The 24,708-nt window shown below is 44.1% G+C and carries 22 protein-coding genes and 1 pseudogene; 6 read left to right on the top strand and 17 right to left on the bottom strand.

Annotation, left to right across the window (positions count from 1 at the left end):
* Nucleotides 1-483: 483 nt before the first annotated feature.
* Entirely contained in the window at nt 484-1,248 is a 765-nt protein-coding gene (locus BN1002_RS03155) for a MerR family transcriptional regulator (RefSeq protein ID WP_048823590.1), read from the bottom strand.
* A 177-nt stretch (nt 1,249-1,425) separates the two neighbouring features.
* Between BN1002_RS03155 and pepF the strand changes: the two genes are divergently transcribed.
* A complete protein-coding gene (gene pepF, locus BN1002_RS03150) occupies nt 1,426-3,246 on the top strand; it encodes an oligoendopeptidase F (protein WP_048823589.1) in 1,821 nt (606 codons plus the stop codon).
* Nucleotides 3,247-3,284: 38 nt separating this feature from the next.
* Here the strand turns inward: pepF and BN1002_RS03145 are convergent, their stop codons facing one another.
* Together BN1002_RS03145 and BN1002_RS03140 are read right to left on the bottom strand one after the other, a co-directional pair.
* Nucleotides 3,285-4,778, bottom strand: a complete 1,494-nt coding sequence (locus BN1002_RS03145) for a PAS domain-containing sensor histidine kinase (RefSeq protein WP_231574967.1) — start codon at nt 4,776-4,778, stop codon at nt 3,285-3,287.
* Nucleotides 4,779-5,001: 223 nt separating this feature from the next.
* Entirely contained in the window at nt 5,002-6,960 is a 1,959-nt protein-coding gene (locus tag BN1002_RS03140; protein ID WP_052445602.1) for an LTA synthase family protein, read from the bottom strand.
* Between the two features lie 188 nt (nt 6,961-7,148).
* Between BN1002_RS03140 and BN1002_RS03135 the strand changes: the two genes are divergently transcribed.
* Complete coding sequence (locus BN1002_RS03135; protein ID WP_048823587.1) at nt 7,149-7,937, top strand: SDR family oxidoreductase; 789 nt, start codon at nt 7,149-7,151, stop codon at nt 7,935-7,937.
* Nucleotides 7,938-7,991: 54 nt separating this feature from the next.
* Here the strand turns inward: BN1002_RS03135 and BN1002_RS03130 are convergent, their stop codons facing one another.
* The 4 genes from BN1002_RS03130 to BN1002_RS03115 form a co-directional block, all read right to left on the bottom strand.
* Nucleotides 7,992-8,711, bottom strand: a complete 720-nt coding sequence (locus BN1002_RS03130) for a toast rack family protein (protein WP_048823586.1) — start codon at nt 8,709-8,711, stop codon at nt 7,992-7,994.
* Between the two features lie 147 nt (nt 8,712-8,858).
* Nucleotides 8,859-9,380, bottom strand: coding sequence for a methylated-DNA--[protein]-cysteine S-methyltransferase (locus tag BN1002_RS03125; RefSeq protein ID WP_052445601.1), 522 nt, complete (start codon nt 9,378-9,380; stop codon nt 8,859-8,861).
* Between the two features lie 15 nt (nt 9,381-9,395).
* Entirely contained in the window at nt 9,396-11,066 is a 1,671-nt protein-coding gene (locus tag BN1002_RS03120) for an alpha-glucosidase (protein ID WP_048823585.1), read from the bottom strand.
* 226 nt (nt 11,067-11,292) lie between these two features.
* Nucleotides 11,293-12,177, bottom strand: a complete 885-nt coding sequence (locus BN1002_RS03115; protein ID WP_048823584.1) for an oxamate carbamoyltransferase subunit AllH family protein — start codon at nt 12,175-12,177, stop codon at nt 11,293-11,295.
* 432 nt (nt 12,178-12,609) lie between these two features.
* On the opposite strand from BN1002_RS03115, the gene BN1002_RS03110 reads away from it, so the two are divergent.
* On the top strand, nt 12,610-14,325 hold the full coding sequence (locus tag BN1002_RS03110; protein WP_048823583.1) for a PucR family transcriptional regulator: 1,716 nt from the start codon (nt 12,610-12,612) through the stop codon (nt 14,323-14,325).
* A gap of 45 nt (nt 14,326-14,370) precedes the next feature.
* On the opposite strand, the gene BN1002_RS03105 is transcribed toward BN1002_RS03110, so the two are convergent.
* The 10 genes and pseudogenes from BN1002_RS03105 to BN1002_RS03060 all read right to left on the bottom strand — a co-directional run bounded on the left by BN1002_RS03105 (nt 14,371) and on the right by BN1002_RS03060 (nt 20,857).
* The gene (locus BN1002_RS03105) at nt 14,371-15,147 is read right to left on the bottom strand and encodes a sulfite exporter TauE/SafE family protein (RefSeq protein WP_048823582.1); all 777 of its coding nucleotides are present in this window, start codon (nt 15,145-15,147) and stop codon (nt 14,371-14,373) included.
* A gap of 12 nt (nt 15,148-15,159) precedes the next feature.
* Nucleotides 15,160-16,333: pseudogene (locus tag BN1002_RS03100) on the bottom strand (MBL fold metallo-hydrolase).
* Between the two features lie 40 nt (nt 16,334-16,373).
* Complete coding sequence (locus BN1002_RS03095) at nt 16,374-16,943, bottom strand: sulfurtransferase TusA family protein (protein ID WP_048823580.1); 570 nt, start codon at nt 16,941-16,943, stop codon at nt 16,374-16,376.
* Between the two features lie 29 nt (nt 16,944-16,972).
* Nucleotides 16,973-17,269 carry a rhodanese-like domain-containing protein gene (locus BN1002_RS03090; protein ID WP_048823579.1) on the bottom strand — a complete coding sequence of 99 codons (297 nt, stop codon included), beginning with the start codon at nt 17,267-17,269 and terminating at the stop codon, nt 16,973-16,975.
* A 26-nt stretch (nt 17,270-17,295) separates the two neighbouring features.
* Nucleotides 17,296-17,655, bottom strand: coding sequence for a rhodanese-like domain-containing protein (locus BN1002_RS03085; protein WP_048823578.1), 360 nt, complete (start codon nt 17,653-17,655; stop codon nt 17,296-17,298).
* Between the two features lie 19 nt (nt 17,656-17,674).
* On the bottom strand, nt 17,675-18,151 hold the full coding sequence (locus BN1002_RS03080) for a DsrE/DsrF/DrsH-like family protein (RefSeq protein ID WP_048823577.1): 477 nt from the start codon (nt 18,149-18,151) through the stop codon (nt 17,675-17,677).
* Between the two features lie 59 nt (nt 18,152-18,210).
* Nucleotides 18,211-18,438 carry a sulfurtransferase TusA family protein gene (locus tag BN1002_RS03075; RefSeq protein ID WP_048823576.1) on the bottom strand — a complete coding sequence of 76 codons (228 nt, stop codon included), beginning with the start codon at nt 18,436-18,438 and terminating at the stop codon, nt 18,211-18,213.
* Nucleotides 18,439-18,528: 90 nt separating this feature from the next.
* Nucleotides 18,529-18,789 (bottom strand): metal-sensitive transcriptional regulator, encoded by a 261-nt coding sequence (locus BN1002_RS03070; RefSeq protein ID WP_048823575.1) that lies wholly within the window; start codon nt 18,787-18,789, stop codon nt 18,529-18,531.
* A gap of 16 nt (nt 18,790-18,805) precedes the next feature.
* Nucleotides 18,806-19,153, bottom strand: a complete 348-nt coding sequence (locus BN1002_RS03065) for a rhodanese-like domain-containing protein (protein WP_231574966.1) — start codon at nt 19,151-19,153, stop codon at nt 18,806-18,808.
* Between the two features lie 201 nt (nt 19,154-19,354).
* Nucleotides 19,355-20,857, bottom strand: a complete 1,503-nt coding sequence (locus tag BN1002_RS03060; RefSeq protein ID WP_048823574.1) for a DHA2 family efflux MFS transporter permease subunit — start codon at nt 20,855-20,857, stop codon at nt 19,355-19,357.
* A gap of 185 nt (nt 20,858-21,042) precedes the next feature.
* On the opposite strand from BN1002_RS03060, the gene BN1002_RS03055 reads away from it, so the two are divergent.
* From BN1002_RS03055 to BN1002_RS03045, 3 genes are all read left to right on the top strand, one after another.
* Nucleotides 21,043-21,948 (top strand): TetR/AcrR family transcriptional regulator, encoded by a 906-nt coding sequence (locus BN1002_RS03055; RefSeq protein ID WP_048823573.1) that lies wholly within the window; start codon nt 21,043-21,045, stop codon nt 21,946-21,948.
* A 138-nt stretch (nt 21,949-22,086) separates the two neighbouring features.
* The gene (locus tag BN1002_RS03050) at nt 22,087-23,592 is read left to right on the top strand and encodes a spore germination protein (RefSeq protein ID WP_048823572.1); all 1,506 of its coding nucleotides are present in this window, start codon (nt 22,087-22,089) and stop codon (nt 23,590-23,592) included.
* A 17-nt stretch (nt 23,593-23,609) separates the two neighbouring features.
* Complete coding sequence (locus BN1002_RS03045; protein WP_048823571.1) at nt 23,610-24,698, top strand: Ger(x)C family spore germination protein; 1,089 nt, start codon at nt 23,610-23,612, stop codon at nt 24,696-24,698.
* Nucleotides 24,699-24,708: the final 10 nt, after the last annotated feature.

Raw genomic sequence — 24,708 nt, 5'->3', positions numbered from 1 at the left:
GCGTTCGGGCTCTAAGTAAGCCTTTAGTGCCCGAAGGACCTTCCGACAACAACCGGCGTTCAGGCTCTAAATAAGCCTTTAGTGCCCGAAGGACCTTCCGACAACCGGCGTTCGGGCTCTAAGTAAGCCTTTAGTGCCCGAAGAACCTTCCGACAACCGGCGTTCGGGCTCTAAGTAAGCCCTTAGTGCCCGAAGGACCTTCCGACTACCGGCGTTCGGGCTCTAAGTAAGCCTTTAGTGCCCGAAGAACCTTCCGACTACCGGCGTTCGTGCTCTAAATAAGCCTTTAGTGCCCGAAGAACCTTCCGACAACTGCTGTTCGGGCTCTAAATAAGCCTTTAGTGCCCGAAGGACTTTCCGACAACCGGCGTTCGGGCTCTAAGTCCAAAGTGAATGATGAACTATGGATTCTAAGCAAAAAAATCTCCTCTGAAGTTAGAATTTCAAGAGGAGACCTAGGCTATTGCAAGTTTGCAAAACGATTCAGTTTTTCACCCCTGTGTAAATATGGATAGCATCCCGCAGAAACTCAGCGCTGCCCGGCTGGTCTTTGTCATAATACTGCCTGAACCTTTCGTCGTCCACATACATCTGGGCAAGGCCGGCATGAGCTTCTTTGCTGTAGCTTCCCCAGTAAAATGACAGCCACTTCTTGTGAAGGCCAGCTGTTTTTTGGGCAAGTTCCCCGGCCGGATTTCCTGTTGCGAAGGCTTCCGCCAATGTCCGCTGGATTTCTTCTGCTAGTTCCTCCACTTCCTTATGCTGTTCAGGCGTCATCCCTTTCAGCTGTGCATAAGATTGCTCGACCGCCTCTTCCCCGTATTTCTCACGAATTTCTTTTCCGTACTTTTCCTCATTTTCGTCTATCATTTTTTGCTTAAAGCCTTCAAATTTTTCTTTGTCTTCCATGGTTGTGCCTCCTTCGGCTGCTAAAAGTGTTTTTTCCACATTGGCAAGAAGCCGATCCAGCTGCCGCTTTTTTTCAAGGAGTTTATCACGGTGGTCCCGCAGTGCCGCTGTCCCATCAAACGAAGGGGAATTGACGATCTTCCCGATGTCCTCCAATGAAACGCCAAGCTCCCTGTAAAACAGGATTTGCTGCAATTTATTAATCTCGATCTCCCCATAAATCCGGTAGCCTGATGAACTAATCCTTGCCGGCTTCAGGATTTCAATTTCATCATAATACCTTAACGTCCTAGGACTGATGCCTGCCATTTTAGCCAGTTTTTGCACTGTGTATTCCATTCCGTTTCCCTCCTTACTTTCCACTTTACACCTTTACGCAACGTAAAGGTCAAGACTTAAGAAAAGATATTTTTTCGAAATTTTTTAAAAAGTTATGAAGCATTGGAACCGACCTCTGCATCATTCTGCTATAATGAGAAATATTTAGTAATACGAAATTTATTGGGGGGTTATGTGGTGGCTAAGACAACGGAAAAGCGGTTGGTGCGTTCGGAGGTTCCTGTGGATTTGACTTGGGATTTGTCTGTTTTGTACCAAAGTGATGCTGAATGGGAAAATGACTTACTTAGTGTTTCAGAGGATTTGAAGGTATTTTCAGATTTCAGGGGCAATCTGGGGAAGAGTGCTTCTGTGCTCCTTAAATGTTTGGAAGCGCAAGAAAAGCTTTTCATGAAATTGATTAAGATCACCACATATGCAAACCTGAAGCAATCTGCAGACGGTACAGATCCGGTCAATCAGGCGAATTCCGGAAAAGCCGGCCAGGTAAGGACTTCGGTTAATGCGGCATTATCATTCATCGATTCAGAAATTCTTTCCTTGCCGGAAACACTGGTGGAAACGTATATGAGTGATGAGCCTGGACTCAAGCCTTTCCGAAGAACATTGGAAGAATTGCTTAAAACGAAAAAGCACCGGCTTTCACCTGAGACTGAAGAAGCTTTGGCGGCTCTCGGCGAATTACAGGGCGCCCCATACGCCATCTATAATTTAAGCAAGCTGGCCGACATGGAGTTTGAATCCATCACCGATGAACAAGGAAATGAACTGCCTGTGTCATTCGCTTTATTTGAAAACAGATACGAGTTTTCCGCCAATACTGAAATCCGCAGGAAAGCTTATCACTCTTTTGTCAAAACCTTAAAACGGTATACAAATACAATTGCAGGCACTTATGCAACGGAAGTAAAAAAGCAGGTAGCGCTTGCCCGTCTCCGAAACTACGGCTCCGTTACAGAAATGCTGCTCGAGCCTCAACAGGTTTCGATGGAGATGTATAACAATCAGCTCGATATCATCTTCAATGAACTGGCGCCGCATATGCGCCGGTTTGCAAAGCTGAAAAAGGATGTCCTCGGGCTTGAGGAACTTCAATTCTGCGACTTGAAGGCACCAATGGATCCGGACTTCAATCCGGAAACCACCTATGAAGAAGCAAGCAAGCTGATCATCGAATCACTGAAAGTCATGGGACCGGAATACAGCGCAATTATGCAAAAAGGATTTGAAGAAAGATGGGTTGATTTGGCCGATAACATAGGGAAATCGACAGGGGCATTTTGTTCAAGCCCTTACGGAGCCCATCCGTATATTTTGATTACCTGGCAAAATAATATGCGCGGCGCTTTTACACTAGCCCATGAATACGGACATGCCGGACATTTTTACCTGGCCAATAAAGAGCAGAGAATCATGAATACAAGGCCTTCAATGTACTTCATTGAAGCCCCATCAACAATGAATGAACTGCTGCTGGCCCAGCATCTGATGGACGGCAGCGAAGATCAGCAGATGCGCCGTTGGGTCATTCTTCAATTGCTGAGTACTTATTACCACAATTTCGTCACTCACTTGCTTGAAGGGGAATTCCAGCGCAGGGTATATGCATTTGCCGAAAAAGGCGAGGCACTGACCGCTAAAACTCTATCCGAAATGAAAGGCAAAGTACTTGCCGAGTTCTGGGGTGACAGTGTCGTGCTTGATGAAGGAGCCAGCCTCACCTGGATGCGGCAGCCGCATTACTATATGGGCTTGTATCCATATACTTATTCCGCCGGTCTGACTGCCTCAACGGCTGCTGCCCAGCTAATAAAAGAGGAAGGGCAGCCGGCAGTGGACCGCTGGCTTGAGGTCCTCCGCGCGGGCGGAACGATGAAACCGCTAGAGCTGATGAAGCATGCCGGAGTGGACATGTCGTCTCCGGAGCCAATCCGTACGGCTGTTTCCTTTGTCGGTTCATTGATTGATGAGCTCGAAAAATCCTACCAGGGAAAATAGTTTTAATTCGCAAAAGCAAATAACAAAGGCGCATGGGGTTATCCATGCGCCTTTGTATTCGGTTCCAGGCATTCCAATTCCACGCTGATGGTCGTGCCAATTCCCGCCTGGCTGTCAATTTTCATTTTGCCTTTATGTTCCTGGACAATTTTATTGCTGACGGTCAGACCGAGGCCAATTCCTTTGTCCTTTGTCGTATAGAACGGTGTCCCAAGAAACTGGACCAAATCCGGATCTATGCCTGTCCCTTCATCAGTAAACGTAATCAGGACGGTACGGATATGCAGCCTGCGGACCTTGATAAATACATTTCCGCCTTCCGGCATCGCCTCGATGGCATTTTTAATGAAATTCACAAAAACCTGCTTCAGTTGGTTGGGGCTGCATAGCAATTCAATATCTTCTGCCGGATAGTCTGTTTTTATTTGCACATTGTGGAGCATCGCCTGAGGCTGAAGGATATTGATTGTACTTTCAATAATTGAGATTAAACTAACCTTAATGAATTGGATGGCCTGGGGTTTTGCCAATGACATGAATTCATTGACGATCATATCGATCCGATCCAGTTCATTGCGGATGATATCAAGGTATTGTTCCTGTTTCTCCCTCGAAGTATCATTTTGCAGAAGCTTGGAAAATCCCTTCAGCGAGGTTAGGGGATTTCTGATTTCATGCGCTACCCCTGCGGCGAGTTGGCCGATAATGGAAAGGCGGTCCAGATTTCGGAGCGCGTTTTCATTATTAACCCGGTCAGTGACATTCCTGGCGACGGCGACAAATGTTTCAATCTCATTTTTGTCATTATAAGTAGGCGATATATTGTATTCAAGATAGGCAATTTTACCTGTGGGCAATTTTAATTCTTTTTCGAATAGGATTGGTTCACCTGTTTGTTTATATCTTTCCAAAAGCATTTCAAAATGCACTGCATCCTCCGGGCCAATACAACCAAGGAGGCTTTTTCCGACAATTGCCGATGGCGGCAGTCCAAACAACTTTTCGTGAGAGGGAGAAGCAAAAATAAAATTCCGTTCCTTTGTATTCGTAAAGATACTGATCAAATCACTCGTGTTTTCAGTGATCAGCCTGTATAGTTCCCTCGTTTTTTCAAGTTCTCTTTCCAGGATTTTCGATTCTGTAATGTCCCGGACTATGCCGATGACAGCGATGATATCGCCTTTGGCATTACGGAATGGGGAATAGGAAACGGCCGTATCAATCAATTGGCCATCTTTACGGAACCGCTGGAATTTAACGTTTGTAAAAGTCCTGCCCTGTTTCACTTCTTCAATGATTAGCCTTACCCGTTCCGAATGGATGAAATCATTCAGATCCCGGCCAATAATTTCATGCTCTTCATATCCGAAAATCCTGCAATACATCGGATTGACTTTAACAAAACGATTATCCATGTCCACGATAGCAAACCCATCCGGGGTACAATTAAAAAATAAATCTATTAATTGATCCGGATCAAAATCAACGTAATGGTGTTCGCTGCCAAAAAGCTGGCTGCTACTGGACATCATAATCCCTCCTCTATTCGGGAATTCACTTTTCCAGAATCACCCTGCCGGATCCTTACCATGATTCTTCCTGCGGCAGACCAATCAATAACCATGTGGTTCCATTTTACCGAATTTTACTAGTTCTTGTCGACAAAGCACACAACAAATATGACCGAATTATTAAAATATGACAAAAAAAAGGACAATGGTCCCAGTTTGGGCCAATTGCCCTTAATCAACAACTTTAAGGATTGAACAATTTTTGATAATAATCCGTTTCCAGGATTTTGGCTGAGAAATAAAATTTTTCCTGGACAACGGAGGAAATAGCTTTAATATAGTTTTGATCCACATTCCCTGCTCCCGACTGTTTAAATTCCCCGGTGACAGAATTGAAACTGCCCTTCTCTGTAATAAAACTTTTATTCAAAAATACAACCAAAGGAGGAGCGGCAGAAAAAATATCAGTGCCCATCAGAAGCCTTGAGTCAAATTCCAGCCCGAGCAGATTTGAAAGAGTCGGTATGATATCCAAGCTAGAAACTGGCTTGTCAATGACTTCAGGTTCCATTCCTTTTGCATATAAAATGAACGGACTCTTAAAAATTTCGAAATTTTTTTCCACTTTATGCCCGGCCAGTTCATCAATCGTCTTCTCCTCCAGGCCATACGGATAGTGGTCGGCACTGAGCGCGATTAATGTCCGATCCGCCACTCCAGCTGCCTCCAAATCTTTCAGCAGCTTTTCCAGCGCCCTGTCCAGTTCTACCTGGGTGGCGATATAAGCCTTTGCCTGGTCAGATAGAGGGAGTCCGTCGACAAACTTTTTATTTTTCCAGGCGATGTAATTTCCTGTAAAGGAATACTGCATATGGCCGCTGACAGTCATGTAATATGCATGGAAGGGTTCGTTTCCAATGTATTCCGGAACAGTTTTTTCTACCATTTCCAGATCAGATTCCGGCCATGTTTTTTTAACCGCAAGCCCCTTCCCAAGCCCTTTGTAGTCATAGCCCATATTAGGGTGTGATAAATCCCTTCTATAGTAGGAGAAAGAGTGATTGTGGTAAGCCTTCGTTTCATAACCTAGCTTCTTCAGCTGGTTGCCCATCACAAAAGGAAGATAGTTCGCTCCCGACTCTTGAAAACTCCATACTCCACTTTTCGGCAACAGCCCTGTGCAGGCAACATATTCACCATCCGAGGTGCTAACCCCCCAAATCGGATTATAGAAATTCTTGAAATTGTAACCCTCGTGGACAAGTTTATATAGTGTCGGTGTTATTTCCTTATGGACCGCATAGGGAGAAAAGCTTTCAGCCGTAATAAAGATAAGATTATACCCCTTGAATTTCCCTGTATGCTCATTTTTCTCCGTTGGATGTGCCTGACTGAAATATGCATGCATATTTTTAACTTCCTGATTTTTTTCATTTGCTACCAATTCTTTAAAATCAATATCCATCACATTGTATTCAAGCGGCTTTTCCTCTATATCAGGCAGGCCTGGCAGTAAATCCGAACCTATTACTTGGGTGTTTTTTGCAGGAAGGTCGATTTGCGGGGCCCACCCTGTTATAAGCCGCTGCAAATCAACTCTCATTGTCGTTATTAGTCCAAGCTTTTCAACAGAAAGAAGCGGCATGCTGCTTCTATAATAAAGGTCATAGGCTGAATTCATTTCTTTACCGCTTGCGTAGACAGTGCCAAGCCCAGCAAGCTGGGCAATGATAAAACAGCCGAGAATGGAAAGCCTGTTCAACTTGTCATACTTTTGAAATGAGATAATTTTTTTGCCAAAGAAAGCGAAAACAAGCAACGGGAGTAGCATAGGAATCAGCCACTGTAATTGGCCAATCAAATGGTTGTAAATATCTTTCCAGAATTCCAATACTTGCCCGCCGTTTCCGACCGAGTAGATGCTATAAAAGGTTTTGAAAAAACGGAAATAAACAAACTGTGAGATATAAAGGCATGTAATGATCCCGAGGATGACAATCCCGAGGATGTGGGCGGCTTTCCCGGATGTAAAGCTGATCAGAAAATAAAAAAACAGTGACAAGGCAAGGTTAAAGATAATCGTTAAAATAAAATCCCTAGTGTTGAAGGTTTCCTGTGTACCCATTCTAAAAATAAATTCCATAAAAATAATTGAAAAAACCAAGTATAAAAGCATACTGTCGCGCTTAATCACCTCAGCCATGTTTCCCCTATCCTTTCTTCAGGACCTTTTGTAAGTATCTGCTATTTATTATACTCGTCTAAACTGACGGGTTATCACTCTTTTTTGTTTCACTAAAAGAATTTGTCCCTGTTAATATCATTCCTTGGGCGATGTTTCCTTCGCGGAAAAATGGGGATAGATGTAGAGAGTTATTAATGTAGAGGGGGATGACTATGGGGTACCTTGATGGAAAAGTTGCGTTGGTGACCGGGGCAAGCTCCGGGATTGGGCGCGCTTCGGCCCTTAAGCTTGCCAGTGAAGGCGCAAGTGTCGCACTGGTGGATTTAAAAAAGGAAGATGCCGAAGAGGTAAAGGCAATTATTGAGAAGAAAGACGGGAAAGCGATGATCGTTGAATGTGATGTGTCAAAACCCGAGGAGGTAAAAAAGGCATTTTCAGATGCATTCGGTGAATTTGGACAGATTGATATTGTATTTGCGAATGCCGGAATAAACGGAGTGGTCGCGCCAATCGAGGATTTGGAACCTGAGGAATGGGATGAAACGATTACTACCAATCTCAAGGGCACGTTCCTGACCGTGAAATATGCCATTCCTTATATGAAAAAGCAGGGTGGCAGCATCATTATCACCAGTTCCATTAATGGAAACCGCATTTATAAAAATTTCGGAATGTCTGCTTATAGTACATCGAAAATCGGCCAGGCAGGCTTTGGACGGATGGCCGCCCTTGAACTGGCAAGCTATAAAATAAGGGTCAATACGATCTGTCCTGGCGCCATTGAGACAAATATTGAGGAAAGCACGTTTAGGGAACAGGACCAGCTTGAAAAGATTACGATTCCAGTGGAATATCCCGAAGGAAATCAGCCGCTGGAAAACGCTTCGGGCAAGCCCGAGCAGGTAGCCGACCTTGTTTTCTTCCTGGCATCAAACCTTTCAAACCACATCACCGGCACAGAAATATATATTGACGGCGCCGAATCCCTCCTTTAACGGGGACATCTATATATGAACGGAGGCAGGCCAATTGATCGGCCTGCCTTTCATTCACTTCAATATGAAGTTCGCATCTCCAATACCCAGTTCGGCATTCACAATAATGATGGTTTTCGCATCCTCGAATGCATCATTTACATAAACGTTATCACCTTTCTTGGTAAATCCGTCAATGTTTATTTTGCCAATGCCTTTATCTGCGATCACTTTTACCCCAGTATCTTTCGGCAAAATAATTGTCGTTTTGCCGACTCCCATTTGGACGTTAGCCTTAAAACCGTCTTTCCATTCCCCGGCCAGGTTAATTTCAACGTCGCCCACACCTGCATCAACATCAAGGTTGGCCAATTTAAGTCCACGCAAATCGAGGCTCGCATCCGATACCCCAGCATCAACTCTTAAATCTATCGGCACATCATCATTCAAGGAAAGGTTCCAGTCATTATCTGCTTTGCCAAAGTGGAAATTTCCAAAACCCTTTTTTTCCTGAGTTACTTTTATCCGGCCTTCCTTGCCGGAACGCTTATAGGATACACGCGGTTTGTACCTTGAATCCTCATGATCGATCGTCCCTTCCAGCCATTCATCCGCCCCGCCGGTAACTGAAAGCTTGCCCACTCCCACATCCAGCGCAACTTCCAAACTTTTCACCTTATCCTTATCAACATGGATATCTGAGTGATTATTCCCGCCGATAATAGCCCCAAGTGCGAATCGGGCGGCGAAAATTAAAATGGCTGCCACCACTAAACCTCCGACCAACTTTTTCATCCAAAACTCCCCCAGTCATCATGATACCTTAATCATAACGTAGGAAATATGGATTAGATACAGCCTCCTGCCATATTTTACACTAAGACTCAAGCCTTACTAAAAAGGCAGAGACCGTAATTTCTGGTCTCTGCCTTTTAGAAAATCTTACGGAGTGCCGGCTGCTTCTAGCTGAAGGAGGAACTGTTTCATCTCCAACCCGCCGCGGTAGCCGGTTATCGCTCCGCTTTTGCCAATGACGCGATGGCAAGGGATGGCCATCAAGACGGGATTGGCTCCAATGGCTGATCCGACGGCACGGACAGCGGAGGGCTTTCCGATTAAATGGGCAATGTCACTATAGGAAGCCGTTCGTCCGTATGGAATTTGTCCCAATGTCGCCCAGACACTTTCCTGGAATGGAGAGCCCTTAAAATCCAATTCGCAGGAAAAGAACTGCTTTCTCCCTTCAAGATAATCAGCCAGCTCCGCCTTATACGGCTTTACCGCTTCATCATTTTCTACAAGAACGGGATTTTTATAGTTTTTTCGAGCCCAATTCTCAAGCTCATCAAACGCCCGGCCCGGGGTGCCAACATAGCATAGCCCTCTATCCGTTACGCCAAGCAGCATCGGTCCAATCCTGTTTTCAAAAACTGACCAGTAAATTTCTTTCACTGAATCTGCCATTTTCTTGTTTCCTCCTTATTTAAGGAAATAAACTCTTGTTTCAAAAGGCTTCAGCGTAAATTCCCTTCTTAAGCGGGCATCCCGGGTTTCATAGTTTTGAAGTACCAGTTCACTTGATTTATAGATAATGGAAGTCGGCAACTTAAATCTGGTCGGAGTTCCGTGAATATTGCAGATTACAATCGCCCTTTGCCTCCCAAGCGTGCGGGTGTAAACAAATAGCTTCGGATGGTTCGGATGGTAAAGCTGGTATTGCCCATAAACAAACAGCGGATATTCCTTTCTAAGCCTGATCATCTTCTTATAGAAGTTCAGGATGGAATCCTCATCGGCAAGCTGGCTTTCCACATTGATGTCCAGGTAATTCGGATTGATTCCCAGCCAGGTTTTATCAGCAGTAGTAAAACCGCCCATATGGGTTGAATCCCAATGCATTGGGGTCCTGGAATTGTCCCTTCCCCGCTTCCAAATCACTTCCATTATTTCCTCGTGGGGCCGTCCTTTTTCCCGTTCTATCTTATAGTAATTTATCATTCCCACATCATCGTAATCTTCAATGGACGGGAATTTAACATTTGTCATGCCGATTTCCTGCCCCTGATAGATGAATGGCGTCCCTTTCATCAAAAAATACATCGCGCCAAGCGCTTTGGCGCTTTCCTTCCAGTATCTCTGGTCATTTCCCCAGCTTGAGACGCGCCGCGGTTGATCATGGTTTTCGATAAAGAGCGCATTCCAGCCTCTTCCCTCAAGCCCCTTCTGCCATTTCGAAAGAACCCGCTTTAAAGCGACGACATCTACTGAATCCTTTGTTTTCTTATCCCACAAGTCCAAAAACTCGAACTGGAAAATCAAATTAAAGTAGCCATTTTCCTCGCCGACCCATTTATCGGCATCGACCAGGCGGACGCCATTTGCTTCGGCGACCGTCATGACGTCATAGTTTTTTATGGTTTCACGTGACAGCTCGGAAAGGAATTCATCAATTCCGTTGACGTTCATCATGTATTCAAAACACGGAACATAGTCAAGGTTATCCGGATTAGGCATGTCTGGCAAACCTGGCTCCTTTTTTATATGGGAAATGGCATCGACCCTGAAGCCGTCAATTCCTTTTTCCAGCCACCAGTTCACCATTCCATATAGCGCCTCTCTGACCTCAGGGTTTTCCCAGTTCAAATCAGGCTGTTTTTCGGAAAAGAGATGCATGAAGTACTGGCCTGAAGTTTCATCATACTTCCAGGCCGAACCACTGAAAATGGACTCCCAGTTGTTGGGCTCATTCCCGTCCTTGCCGTCCCGCCAAATATACCAATCGCGTTTCGGGTTATCCTTCGAAGACCGGGACTCGATAAACCATGGATGCTCATCACTCGTATGATTGATAACAAGATCGAGGATCATTTTCATCCCCCTCTTATGGGCTTCATCGAGAAGCTCATCAAAATCCGCCATCGTCCCGAATTCTTCCATAATATCCTGGTAATCGGAAATATCATAGCCGTTATCATCATTCGGTGATTTATACATCGGTGACAGCCAGATGACATCTATTCCTAGATCCTTTAAGTAATCTAGTTTTGCTGTCACTCCCTTCAAATCTCCTATCCCGTCTCCATTGCTGTCCATGAAGCTTCTCGGGTAAACCTGGTAAGCAACGCTTTCTTTCCACCACTTTTTGTTCATTATTCCACCTCTATATAATTAAGAAAATAAGTAAGTTTTTCTCATGAATTCCAAATATTAAAACCTCACTCATTGTAGCACATATCCGCCTATCATTCACCCCGCCTCAGAACAAAATAAGGGTCTGCCAATTTTGACAGACCCCAGTCCTATTTTTTAAACAAGATGCACAATGGCATCACTGTTTTGAACATATTGAATTACCTTACAGACGATTTATTTTAAATCACTTCTTCTCTCCTGCAACTAAATTGATTTCTATTCCTGCCAATAGCCCGAAACCAATATCGGTCCCTGACGTTGAGCCAATACTCAGCACCTTTTCGAGATAGCGCGGAAGCGTTTCTTCATCTCCATATAAAATTGCCTGGATGAGAAAGGCGATCGATTCCCTTACTTGACCATATGATGACTTCTCAAGCGCCCACCAGCTGATAGGATTGGTTTTATCCAGTGCCGAATGAACAACCCTCCTGCCAAATTCATAAAAATCTCCAGCTGGGCAGCCAGGAATGTTAAAGGTTGCAATCACGCCGGACAAAAAATCATCTCCCGAAGGAGTAAGCCCCCTGCCCAGTCCTATTAACCCTTCCGCCGACTCAAATGCCTCTTCTATTTTGCCATCCAGAAGGTTTTTTACGAGTGTTTCAGACCTGGTCTCCAACAATCTTGAAAGTTCTTTTTCAAAAAAGCCTCCCTCATCGGGATCTATAAGCATTCCGCCTGTTTTTCCTAAAATGCGCAGATGTTCCCGCAATACGGAAAGGTTTTTTGAAACATGGTTAAAATCATTTGGGAATTCGGGGAGAATGCATGACCATTTCTCTACATTCTCAATATCAACAGATAGCCGCTGCGCGACTGTCATAATGCTTCCCTCTGTAATAACCTCGTCTCCCGGCTTTAACCCAAATCTACTGAAGCCTGGGATATCAGTGATGATTGTATTCGGTGCATTGTCCACTTCTCTTGTCGCAAGTGTGTACATCTCATCGGTTTCGGAGTCTGTTATATTGATGGTCCTTTCAAAAGTACTGTGGACCTTTCCGTTAAAATATGTATTTTCTATTTTTTCAATAAAACTATTATCACCAGAAATGGCTTTAAACATAGTTCCACCTCGTCTTTCAAAGAATTGGCTGGTTTTTACTCTTTATACAGGTTGAAATAAATATTAGTTTTCAAACGGAACGAGGTGGTTGTTTTCCGCTCCGGGCATTTCGCTTTCCGCGGGGCACCAGTGGAGCCTCCTCGGAGCAAAGCTCCTGTGGGGTCTCCCCTTGCTGCTCTATCCCGCAGGAGTCTACATGCCTGAGCTCCAATCAACCAGTTCTTTAACTTAAAGGGTGTAATTATTAAGATCAACCTATATAGATTACAATTGCTTCTTACCGAAACCCCTTACTTTCACTCTATTTGCAAAATATTTCCGAGGGTTGGGCACCCAATCAGGGCATTATCCCCTTATTCCAAATTTCATTGATTTCCATTGTGCAAGGTGTACAATGAGAGATGACAGACACTGTTTAGGGGGTCTACCTTCATGTTAAAAGTAAGAGAACTATTTAATATAAAAGCTCTTGACGGTTTAAAAATTGTTGCCGGCGAGGCGGGACTTGATAACGAAATTTCTCTCGTTAATATTATTGAAAATCCTGATTCTTTTGACTGGCTATCACCGAATGAACTTCTTTTATCGACCGGCTATATTTTCAAAGACAATATTGAATATCAGACACAGGTCATAAAAGAACTGTCGGAAATCAATTGCGCTGGCCTCGTTGTAAAAATGAGGCGCTATTTTGACAGGCTTCCACAAAGGATGATTGATGAAGCGAACAGGCTGGGAATGCCGTTGATTGAACTTCCTTTTGAATACACACTATCCAAAGTTATTTCCATCATTAATGAAAAAGCCTCAGGCCGATATGATCTGCTGAACCGGAAAACGCTCGATATTCATAACCTCTTCTTCCGGGTAACATTGGAAGGCGGAGGAATTGACAGAATCTCCAGCCTGCTTTCCGGGACGATCAATAACCCAATTATAGCTGTAGACCGGGATTGGCGGCTAATCCATTATACCGAACATCCGAATAATCCTGTACCCTTGGAATATTGCCTGAATCTAACGAAGAACCGCCCGGTCTTCAACAAAGAGTTTATCGAATCAATTCCCGACAATATCAAGGAAATGAAGAAATCAATTAAGCGTAATTACAAGGTGGATAATCTGGATGTGAAATGCCGGATCCTTCCTGTTGCCGCCTCCAATCGGTTATATGGCTATATTGTTGTCTGGCAGACTGTCAGGGAGCTAGGCGAATTTGATTACATCATCCTTGAGCAGGCATCCACCATCACCGTCCTTGAAATGATAAAAGCCAGAGAGATCGAGGAAGTAAAAATGAAGATACGCTCCGATTTCTTCGACGATCTTTTGACTGGTAAAATCACTTCAATCGACTCAATCCAGACTCTGTGCAACTTACACGGGTTGAATCCAAATTATCGTTATCACTGTATCGTCATGACAGTGGAAACGGAAAAAACGGATAAATTAGAAGACTTGGTCGCCAAAAGGGTCCAAATGGAACAGACTGCGAAAAAATGTGTTGAACTTGTCTATGAATATGCCAGTATCGCTCCTGGCGAGGTCACTTGCTTTTACAGAAATAATAACATTATTATCTTAATCGGCCAAAGTACACAAAGGCCTCCACTTTCTGTCAATGATGCTAAACATTACGGCAATGAAATTTATAAGATATTTGAAAAACAGTTAAAAAATTCAACGATGGCAATTGGGATTGGCCGGCAGTATGAGAAAATCCAATCCATTCATAAAAGCTTCACCGAGGCGAACGAAGCGGTCCGATTGATGGGGAAATTCAGCGATGAAGGCGGAGTTTCCCACTTTGAAGATCACTCGATTTATCATTTCCTGGATTCGAATATTAACAATCAGAAGATGGAAGAGTTCTTCCTGAAACGCCTTGGCAAGGTCTATGAATATGACCATACTCATGGGACAAGCTTTATTGAGACGCTCGAAAACTTCTTTCATAACAACCAGAATATCAGTGAGACGGCCAAGGCCATGTACTTGCACAGGAATACTTTGATTTATCGGATTGAAAAAATAAAGGAAATTATGGATACAGATTTAAAAAGTGCGGAGGAACTCCTTCAGATTCAGCTGTCTTTGAAAATCTTCAGGCTGCTGAATAAGAAACTTCCTGCAAAAACAAATCTGTGATTAATAGCTGAAAACGGCAGCCCACTTATTTGGGGCTGCCGTTTTTCACAAGATATCGATCCAAATTTTAATTGCCGTCACGGAGATGAGTACCGCCAGGATGATTTGGAGCATTTTCGTGTTCATCTTTTTGCCTGCCACAGCTCCTAGCGGGGAGGCAATCAGGCTGGCAATGATCATCACCGTGGCCGGAAGATAATCGACCTGCCCGGTTGTGACTTTGCCAATGGTAGCCCCTATTGATGAAATAAAAGTAATCGCAAGTGACGAGGCAATAGTCATTCTTGTCGGGATTTTAAGAACGACGAGCATGATCGGAACCAAGAGAAAGGCTCCCGCCGCCCCGACAATACCTGAACCAATCCCGACAATCAGGGCAAGGATTGCTGCCAGCCATTTATTGAATTTCACTTTGTCGAGCGGGATTTCATCAATCCCTTTCTTTGGAACGAACATCATCACCGCAGCTATCAAAGCAAGGATTCCATAAACTAGGTTTATCCCATCCTCCGGCATAAGCTTGGAACCATATCCGCCGATAAAGCTCCCGGCCAATATGCTCATCCCCATATAAATAATCAGGGTTTTATTCAAGTAACCGCCTTTCCGGTAAGCCCATACCCCGCCAATTGTGGCGAACAGCACCTGAACAGCGGAAATGCCGGAAACCTCATGGGCAGTGAATGCGGCCATGCCAAATAGCGGCGGAATGTATAGGAGCATCGGATACTTAATAATCGACCCGCCAATCCCCAGCATTCCGGAAATATAAGAGCCGATAAAGCCAATCAGGAAAATGGTGATAATAAAAGAAAAGTCCATTATCATCATCTCCTAGCGTACGGCGCAGCGGTTCGGGCCAATTTCCATTTCGCGCTGCTGTTCCAGGTCAGGAGTCATTTTGCCCATATTCGTCTGGCGGATTTCCTGGTAGGAATGAGGCTGGGGAGGAAGATTTTCCGTGACAAGCCTTCTGAATTCCCCCTCATCCTCTATATTAAGGCCATGGTTATCTGCAAACAGCTCGCCAAGTTTCTTGCCGACACTCCCATCTTCATTCAGTTCGTCAATGATCATGAAATGGGCAGGCAGAACAATCAATTCTTCAGGCAGTTTTCTGTAACGATTGTAAAGCGATTCCCTGAGATCTGAAACCCAGTCTTCCGCCATACCGGCGAGGTCGGGGCGTCCAATCGAATCGATGAACAGAATGTCACCGGATAGAAGGTAACTGCCATCAATGACGAAGGAAGTCGACCCAATCGTATGTCCAGGGGAATACAGGGCGGTAAAACTAATGGTTGTATTCCCAATCTTTACTTCATTTCCATCGACAAGCGGCTCGTAATCGAACGTTACTTCTGTCGCATCCTTCGGCGGAAGCCAATAGGCAGCTCCCGTTTCTTCTGCAATCCTTCTTCCCCCTGATATATGGTCGGCATGCAAGTGCGTATCGAAAACATGCGTGATACTCACGCCAATCTCTTTTGCAAAATCAAGATAAACATCTGTCATCCTTGTCGCGTCAATAATAGCCGCTTCCCCATTGGATACAGCCATGTAAGAAAGGCAGCCTTTACCGATCCTTACGAACTGGTATAGCTCTCCACCGCTTTTCAAATCGCCAACCTTTATTGGTTCAAGATACTCGCTCCATGCCTTCATCCCGCCTGCCAGATAGGAAACATCCCTGCCCGCTTCTGAAAGCATATCGGCAACCATAATGGATGATCCTTCTTTTGCACAAACAACGAGGACTTCCTTGTCTTCCGGCAGTTGTCGCAGCACTTCCTCCACCCCATCCAAAAGGTCGAAATACGGGATGTTCAAGTGAGTGAATTGCTGCCCCTCAATTTTCCAGTCTTTATAATCCGCTTCGTTACGGACATCAAGGATGAATAATGGCTCTTTGTTAATAATCTTTTTTGTGACTTCTCTTGCTGTCATTGCATTTACCGACATATTTATACCCCCTACCGTATTTTTTAGAAGAAAATTTTTGAGGTATCCTGCACTCTATTAGCTGCGGGACAACCTCAAAATGATATTCATATGCTTTCAGTTTTTCCCTTCCACCCGCTCATCCCAGGTAGTACATTCCTTACCTTCCCGAACCCTTTTTCAGCCAGCTTTTGAGACGCAAGGTCACTCCTGGTTCCGGTCCGGCAAATCACCACAATCAATTTTTCACTGTCCAGTTCTCCTTGCCGGCTATCCAGTTCACCAAGTGGAATATTAACCGCACCCGGTATATGCCCGAATGCAAACTCCGCTTCTTCCCGGACATCAAGAATTACCACTGGTTCTTTGGCATTCAGCATTTGCTCCAGCTCTTCATTACTGATCGTATCAGGGAAGCTTCTTTCCTCTTTATCTTCTGTGGAGGATTTCCTCAAGTAATGCCTTAAGATTCCCCCCTCCTCGATGGTGCCGAGATATTGGTTGCCAGTGCTCTCTGCCCACGCCTTCAAGTCTGCCTTTGAGCCTTTGTCGGTCGCCTCGACCTCAATCACCATGCCTTCTCCAAGATTCGCGATCGCTTTCTTCGTTCTGACTATCGGCATTGGGCAAGCGAGTCCCTTTGCATCCAGTTGTACATCTGCTTTAATCAATGACATTCATCTCCTTGAAATATCTCTGTTGATAGTTATTCGGTTTTTCCATCCCATGCAAGCATGCCGCCGGCCATGTTTATCGTTTTGAAACCGTAGCTTTCGAGGAATTGGCATGCCCTGCCGCTGCGCCCGCCTGAACGGCAGACCATCACATATTCTTTTGATTTATCAAGTTCGTTCATCCTGAATTCTATGAGGCTAAGCGGGATGTTGACAGCTCCGGGAATTTTCCCCTGGGCCACTTCATCCGTCTCGCGCACATCAATAATATTCATGCTTTTCCCATCAGCCAGTAGCTGTTCCAATTCTTTAGGTGTTAGTTCATTCATGTCGATTTCTCTCCCTATTTGCAAAATTATGACCAGGCACTCATACCGCCTTTTACATTTGTAATCTTTTTAAAACCGAGCTTCTTCAACTGTCTGGCTGCTTTACTGCTCCGCATTCCGCTTTGGCAAATGACGACAACTTCTCGTTCCTTATTCAGTTGTGGCGCTTTCTGGGCAAGCTCGTGAAGCGGGATATTTTTAAACTCCCGGATACGGCGCGCCCCATACTCTCCCGGAGTCCTTACATCAATGAATTGGATGGCTTTATCCTTCAATATGGCTTTTAATTCCTCAGTTCCGATGTTTCGGACCCCTTTTACCGGGACAAATTGTTTTATAAGAAAAACAACAATAATGAAGAGGACGGCCCATTTTACAGTGTCCATTCAAATACCTCCTGACAGATTAAATAAACAGATTGACATTGCCTTCTTCTGCTTCGCCAAGATACGCGGCGACCCCGGCATATTCAATATTATCGAGCAGTTCTTGTTCTGTAAGGCCAAGCAAATCCATTGTCATCGTGCAGGCGATCAGCTTAATATCCTGCTCGCGGGCCATCTCAATCAACTGCGGAAGTGTCATTGCATTATGCTTCCTTATCACTTCCTTTATCATCTTTGGACCCATTCCAGCAAAGTTCATTTTCGAAAGGCCAAGCCTATCTGCCCCCCTAGGCATCATTTTGCTAAACATTTTTTCAATGAAGCCCTTTTTTGCCTGGATCGGCTCATCCTTCCGCAGCGCATTCAATCCCCAAAAGGTATGGAAAATTGTCACTTCATGATCGTATGCAGCTGCCCCATTTGCGATAATGTAAGCTGCCATTGCTTTATCATAGTCCCCGCTAAAGAGGACAATTGTCGTTTTCTTCTTCTCCATCTTTTCTAAACTTCCCCTTTCCTTTTTACCCCGCAGGGTATATTAACTATCAAAAAAATTTATCCTTTTTTAATCCAGAACTTAAATACGCCATTTACTTCTTCTTCCTTCACAACTTTATTGCCAGTTGATGCCGCCCAGGCGGTTAGATCTGCTTTGGATCCTTTGTCTGTCGCATGTACTTCCAGCACTTGTCCAGCATCCAGTTCCTTCATTTCCTTTCTCGTTTTTACAATTGGCATTGGACATGCCAGTCCTTTTGCATCAAGGATTTTTGTTGATTCCATATTGTTTTTCCTCCTCTTAAATTATATACATCTACCCCTATGGGTATTAATAAATTTAAAATAAAAGAGGGTGATCCACCCTTTTATTTTTTAACGGCTTTTGACAAGAAGATTAACAGCTTCCTGAATGATTTGGTCTGTTCGTTGGCCATTCTTTTCGGCATCGAGCACACACTCCACAAGATTTGAACTGACAATGACGCCGATGGTTCTATCGACTGCCGAGCGTACAGCGGATAATTGCGTTATGACCTCTTTACAATCTTTATCCTCATCCATCATCTTAAGAATCCCCCGCAGCTGCCCTTCCATTCTCTTCACTCTGTTTTTCATTTGGTCGTCATAGTTCATCGGTTTTCCCTCCTCTTTACTGGCATCCGCAGCCGGCCAATGAATAGCCAATTACACGATAGCCCTTTTTTCGTAATACCCTTATTGCCCAATTTTTCTCCAGACGGTCCGATGCGACAATGTGCACCTGTTTCCCTGGTATTTCCTCCATATACCGGAGTAAATAAGCAGCCGGTATTGAATAGGATCCGTTAATCGGATTTTTTGAAGCAACATTATAATCGCGTATATCCAACAGTATATCATTTGAATCCAACTGATCCGAAAAATCTTCCCTGCAAGGAACTCCCAAGACAGGGACATATCTTTTATAAAGCATGTATAGAAGGCCCGCTCCTATAGCGGACACTGTATAGATGAACACGCTGGCATTCCCCTTCCGCAAAAGTACTGCCTGTTGACATCCATATCATAATACCCCTACAGGTATAGTGTCAACCTTTTTCTCTCGGCCCAAAAAACTAACCCAGGATGCATGCCTGTTTTCAAGGTTTACCCCCTGAGATTTTATGAAAAAAGCAGCCGGAATTTACCGGCTGCTAAAGTGTAAAAGATAATGTTTGTTTTAGTTGGCAACCTTGGAAGCCTCAAGGGGATCTTCCGCCTGCGTTGCCCGTTTGATGAAGAAAGCGAGTACCAGGGATACAGCGGCAATAAATGTCGCAACAAAGAACGCAAAGTTAATTCCATGCAGCATTGCTTCTGCCAAAACCTGCTGCTTTATTTGTGCGAGTACTTCCGGCGTCGGCTGCTCGGTCAGTTTCTTCATTGCTTCCTGGCCAAGCTCTTTTGCCTGGGATTCCGTTCTGTTCGTCATAATCGTAACTAGAAGGGCTGTGCCAATTGCACCAGCCACCTGGTTCATTGTATTGTTCATCGCGGTTCCGTGCGGATACAAGCGAGGCGGGAGCTGATTAAGGCCGTTCGTGGAAACAGGCATCATCACCATCGACATCCCAACACTGCGGACCGTATATAGGATAATCAAATGGGTATAGGAAGTCTCCAAGGTAAGCCGGCTAAAGTCAAAGGTTGTTATTACAATGATGGACAGGCCTATGATCGCTAGGATTCTGCCGCCTATTTTATCAAAAAGGCGTCCAGTTATAGGCGACATCACGGCCATAAGGATTGCTCCTGGCATAAGCATCAAACCCGCATCCATCGGCGAAATCCCCCTTAATGTCTGTACATAAATAGGAAGAAGAATCATCCCTGAAAACAGCGCCATATTAACAGACATGGAGATTCCCGAAGCCAGTGCGAAGGCAGGGAAGCGATACACCTGGAAGTTAAGAAACGGCTTCTCAAGTTTGAGCTGACGCAATATAAATACTGTCAGAGAAACGACCCCTACTGCAATTGTTCCGTATACCCACGGGCTGTCCCAGCCTTTGCTTCCTGCCGAGCTGAACCCGTATAAAATACCGCCGAATCCGATGCTTGACATAATTAGAGAAAGGAAATCGAGCCGCATATTGACCTTCTCTTTTTTATCCTTAAGAAGGAAAAAGCCAATCAGAATGATGGTAATCGCAATTGGCGTCACAAAGTGGAAAAGCATCCGCCAATCATAATGCTCGATAATCCATCCTGACAAAGTCGGTCCAATCGCGGGAGCAAACATCAGGATTAGCCCGAAAACACCCATGGCAGTCCCACGCTTTTCAATTGGGAAGCTGACAAGCATAACATTCATTAACAGCGGCATTAAGATAGCCGACCCTGATGCCTGCAGCATCCTTCCCGTCAGGAGTACGGGGAAAACATGCGCCGTACCGGCAATGATAGTTCCAATCGCAAACAGAACCATGGCAGCCAGGAACAGCCTTCTGACCGAGTACTTCTGAATAAGGTAGGCTGTGGCTGGGATAAGGATTCCGTTCACAAGCATGAACCCCGTGGTAAGCCATTGTACCGTGGACGGTTCCACTTTTAAATCCGTCATTATTGATGGAAGGGCGATATTTAGCAATGTATTATTCAAAAATGCTATAAAAGCGCCAATCATCAAGATCGCTATTATTCCATAGGGCGGGCGCCCCTGTTTATTTATTGTTTGTTCCATTGTTGTTCCTCCTGTACTTCCAGTTCAAAATAGTAGACCATCGTTACACATGCACTTTATCATATACCACAGGTCCAAAAATATCAATTAAAATTTCCCTCGAATTTATTAGGTTTGTTTAACCCAAATCAATGGTGTAGTATACTTTTTATACAGGGAGTATAATGAAGCCAGGGTGATACTGAATGAACGACAGAAAACTTCGGGTTATTAAAGCAGCCCATCAATTATTTATAGAGAAAGGATTCCAGGCAACCTCGATCCAGGACATCCTTGATTATAGCGGCATATCGAAAGGAACTTTTTATAACTACTTTTCCTCTAAAAGCGAATTGCTAATCGCATTATTTACGTCCATCTATAAACAGCTTGAATTAGAGAGAAATGAATTGCTTGCTGGCAATAATCAATCCGATCGGGAAATTTTCATTAAACAGCTTGAACTTCATTTGAAAACAAACCGGGCAAATAAACTGCTTTACTTGTTTGATGAAATCATGGTTTCCAACGACCCCACCCTAAAAGAATTTTTAAAGAAAAGCCAGATTAAAAACATTAAATGGCTGTTCAATCGGTTTACCGACATTTTCGGGGAGGATAAAAAAGCTTTTCTTCTCGATTGTGCTGTTATGTTCTTGGGAATTTTGCAGCAAAATCTTAAATTCAATCATATGGCGCACGGCTCAATGGTCAGTATTGATGGAATAGTCCGCTACAGTGTAGAAAGAATTGCGCATGTTGTAGAAGAAGTCTCGAAAACTAACGATCAATTGCTAAATCCGATTTACCTGCAAAAGTGGCAGCCTGATTTTCACTCGTCAGATCAAGCATTCCAGGAACAGCTTCATGCATCCGTCATTTCCTTAAAAAAATCATTACATCAGTCCGAAGCTCAGCCCAAGTTTTTTGAATTGCTGGATTTCATTGAGGAAGAGCTGGCGCATTCAAGAGAACCACGGCACTTCCTGATTGAAAGCGCGCTTCACGCGTTGGAAAAATCGATTAAGGAAAATGGCATTTCTTCCGCCCTGCCAGAATACGAAAAGCTTTCAACCGCTATCCTATCCCATTCCTCCAATAATAGTAGATAAACATATTTTTTGCGCCTCAAGCCTCCCTATATGCCCGGAGGCTTTTTTTGTTTTGCAGAATTGCATAGTCTTCCTGAAAAATTAGCATAATAAAATAATGATCGAACGAATGTTGGAAAAGGAATATGGTGGACGGACATGTTCAAATGGAAGAGAAATCCATCGGAGAGCCAAGATAAACCCAGGATGCTGGAAGATATTTTGCAGGCGGCCAAAAAATCAAGCGATTTTCAGGAGTACTCTCCGCTGGAAAATGGGCGTATGACAATCAGCTGTTTTAAAACAATGATCGATGAAACATTGCTCCGCCGCAGCCTTCTTCCCGCAATTAAGGAAAACGCCGGAGATATCCGTACTCTTTCTGATATTAAAAAGTATGTGCCCATAGAAGGCATTGAGTTAACAGAAGATGCTATAGAAGCAGAAAAGAAACTTAATGCGGGCTACGGGCTGATCCAGTTTGAGAATAGCAGAAAATGCGTTCTGGTAAATCTGACTGATCCAATAAAAGGACTGCGCCAAAACAATGACACTGAAAATGAATTCAGTGTCATCGGCCCCAAGATCGGTTTTATTGAGAATCTCGATACAAATCTCCATTTATTAAGAAACCTGATTGCAACTACCGACCTTGTATTTGAAGAGTACGAAATGGGCAGTTTTTCAAAAACCAAGGTGGTTATTGCCTACATAAACGGAGTAACAAATCCCGAATTTGTCCAGACTGTCGGACAAAGAATAAAAAATACAGATTTTAATGTCATCTACGACAATACAATTATTGAACAACTGTTATCTGATAAGACTTCCACGCCATTCCCCTTGTTCCTTTCAACCGAAAGGGTCGACAAGGCGGCGCATTCTCTATCAATCGGGCAAGTAGTCCTTTTATCGAGCGGATCCTGTTATGCGATTACCGCTCCTGTATCCATCCTTGATTTTTTTAACTCCCCGGAAGATTATTACACTTCCTGGATTCAGGGCTCCTTTTTCAGGCTGATCCGTTTCTTCGGGGTATCTTTCTCAGTGTTTGCTACCCCTATTTATATAGCGGTATTAACATACCACTATGAAATTATTCCAAATGACCTGCTCGGCCCAATTATCTTTTCAAGGGCGAATGTGCCCTTTCCTCCTTTCCTGGAAGTTTTATTTCTTGAAATCACCATTGAGCTATTAAGGGAAGCGGGAGCCCGGCTGCCAAGCAAAATTGGCCAAACCCTTGGCATTGTCGGCGGTATCGTGATTGGGCAGGCAACTGTGGAGGCGGCGCTGACGAGTAACATTTTGTTAATTATTGTCGCGCTGTCGGCCTTATCCTCCTTTACAACACCGATTTACAAAATGTCCAATACGGTCCGGCTTCTGCGGTTTCCCCTTATCTTTCTGGCGGCAATATGGGGCGGGTATGGTCTTGCGGTGGGGGTCATCCTGCTTTTCGGCCATCTCTTGCGCCTAAAGTCTCTCGGAAGCCCTTATATGGTTCCGCTTTTCCCCGTCAGAGGAAAAGGGATCGGGGACTCTTTCATCAGGGCCCCCTACTCGAATACCTCACAGCGGCCAGGTTATTTACGTTCTCTGATAAAGAAAAAATATAAACCCTCAGAGCAAAATGATCCTAGTAAAAACATTAATACGGAATAAGGCAGGGGGCGGCCCTCTTGAACAGAACGGTACTCATCGCAATAGTTCTTCTATTTTTGCCACTATCCGCATGCGGGAGGACAAAGACGATTGACCAATTAAGCATCCTTCATACGGTGGGGTACGACAGCCTTGAGGGTGGCGAATTAAGGGGTACGTTATTATATCCTGATTATACTAAGAGCAAAAATGAAGACAATATTCAAATCAGGAAAACTAGAGGTAAAACGTCCTCCATGCTTTTGGCAAGGACAAATAAACAGACGAAAAATCCCATTGAACTTTCCAAAATCCAAGTTATCGCCTTTGGGGAGGATTATGCAAGGCACGGCATAGGTCATCTAATTGATACAGTTTTTAATAATCCGATGATTGCTACCGATATCCAGACTGTGGTTGTAACACCTACTGCTAGAAAATATCTTGAGGGAGTCAAAAAAAACGGAACCCTTGCAATTGATGATACAATCGTCCAAAACTACACCACCTCGTCCATGCCCCGGACAAGCCTTCATATATTCATGAATGATTATTACGGGGAAGGCAGGGATCCCTATATGCCGATTCTGAAACAGGGAGCAGAGACCAATGTATATGTGGATGGGCTGGCCATCTTTAAGGATGATAAGTTTAAGGTCAGGCTTGATAATAACCAGGCGTTTATTTTTGGCCTTTTGGATAACTTCAATCATCAGGGTTTTTATGAATTACCTATTAAAATTGGCTCTCACACCGGGGACATAGTGATCCGCACTATGAAAAACAAGCCAGCGTGGAGGCCAGGAAAGTCAAATCGTTCACGGTCTTTGGAGCTATCTTTGAATTTATTCGTCATTATCAGGGAATATCCCGATTGGGTTCATCTTCATAACGAAAAGGATATCCATCTCCTTGAAAAGACAATAGAGAAGAAAGTTAAGAGTGAAATTACTTCTTTAATAAAAACTTTCAAAGAAAATGGAGTGGATCCCTTAGGACTTGGTGACAGAATAAGGGCTTATAACAGAAATTGGAATGAGAGAACTTTTTATAAAGACGAGTACAAAAAGCTACAAGTAAAAATCGATGTAAAGACGACTGTTATCCAGGCGGGGATTAAGCGATAGCAGAACAGAG

The organism is Bacillus sp. B-jedd (assembly GCF_000821085.1).
Classification (GTDB): domain Bacteria; phylum Bacillota; class Bacilli; order Bacillales; family Cytobacillaceae; genus Bacillus_D.
This window is presented reverse-complemented; position numbering and strand designations above follow the sequence as displayed.

Bases quoted from the DNA above. Each gene is read 5' to 3' on its own strand.
- BN1002_RS03155 (WP_048823590.1), bottom strand. From the start codon at position 1,248: ATGGAATACACAGTGCAAAAACTGGCTAAAATGGCAGGCATCAGTCCT.
- BN1002_RS03145 (WP_231574967.1), bottom strand. From the start codon at position 4,778: ATGATGTCCAGTAGCAGCCAGCTTTTTGGCAGCGAACACCATTACGTT.
- BN1002_RS03140 (WP_052445602.1), bottom strand. From the start codon at position 6,960: ATGGCTGAGGTGATTAAGCGCGACAGTATGCTTTTATACTTGGTTTTT.
- BN1002_RS03135 (WP_048823587.1), top strand. From the start codon at position 7,149: ATGACTATGGGGTACCTTGATGGAAAAGTTGCGTTGGTGACCGGGGCA.
- BN1002_RS03130 (WP_048823586.1), bottom strand. From the start codon at position 8,711: ATGAAAAAGTTGGTCGGAGGTTTAGTGGTGGCAGCCATTTTAATTTTC.
- BN1002_RS03125 (WP_052445601.1), bottom strand. From the start codon at position 9,380: ATGGCAGATTCAGTGAAAGAAATTTACTGGTCAGTTTTTGAAAACAGG.
- BN1002_RS03120 (WP_048823585.1), bottom strand. From the start codon at position 11,066: ATGAACAAAAAGTGGTGGAAAGAAAGCGTTGCTTACCAGGTTTACCCG.
- BN1002_RS03115 (WP_048823584.1), bottom strand. From the start codon at position 12,177: ATGTTTAAAGCCATTTCTGGTGATAATAGTTTTATTGAAAAAATAGAA.
- BN1002_RS03110 (WP_048823583.1), top strand. From the start codon at position 12,610: ATGTTAAAAGTAAGAGAACTATTTAATATAAAAGCTCTTGACGGTTTA.
- BN1002_RS03105 (WP_048823582.1), bottom strand. From the start codon at position 15,147: ATGGACTTTTCTTTTATTATCACCATTTTCCTGATTGGCTTTATCGGC.
- BN1002_RS03095 (WP_048823580.1), bottom strand. From the start codon at position 16,943: ATGTCATTGATTAAAGCAGATGTACAACTGGATGCAAAGGGACTCGCT.
- BN1002_RS03090 (WP_048823579.1), bottom strand. From the start codon at position 17,269: ATGAATGAACTAACACCTAAAGAATTGGAACAGCTACTGGCTGATGGG.
- BN1002_RS03085 (WP_048823578.1), bottom strand. From the start codon at position 17,655: ATGGACACTGTAAAATGGGCCGTCCTCTTCATTATTGTTGTTTTTCTT.
- BN1002_RS03080 (WP_048823577.1), bottom strand. From the start codon at position 18,151: ATGGAGAAGAAGAAAACGACAATTGTCCTCTTTAGCGGGGACTATGAT.
- BN1002_RS03075 (WP_048823576.1), bottom strand. From the start codon at position 18,438: ATGGAATCAACAAAAATCCTTGATGCAAAAGGACTGGCATGTCCAATG.
- BN1002_RS03070 (WP_048823575.1), bottom strand. From the start codon at position 18,789: ATGAACTATGACGACCAAATGAAAAACAGAGTGAAGAGAATGGAAGGG.
- BN1002_RS03060 (WP_048823574.1), bottom strand. From the start codon at position 20,857: ATGGAACAAACAATAAATAAACAGGGGCGCCCGCCCTATGGAATAATA.
- BN1002_RS03055 (WP_048823573.1), top strand. From the start codon at position 21,043: ATGAACGACAGAAAACTTCGGGTTATTAAAGCAGCCCATCAATTATTT.
- BN1002_RS03050 (WP_048823572.1), top strand. From the start codon at position 22,087: ATGTTCAAATGGAAGAGAAATCCATCGGAGAGCCAAGATAAACCCAGG.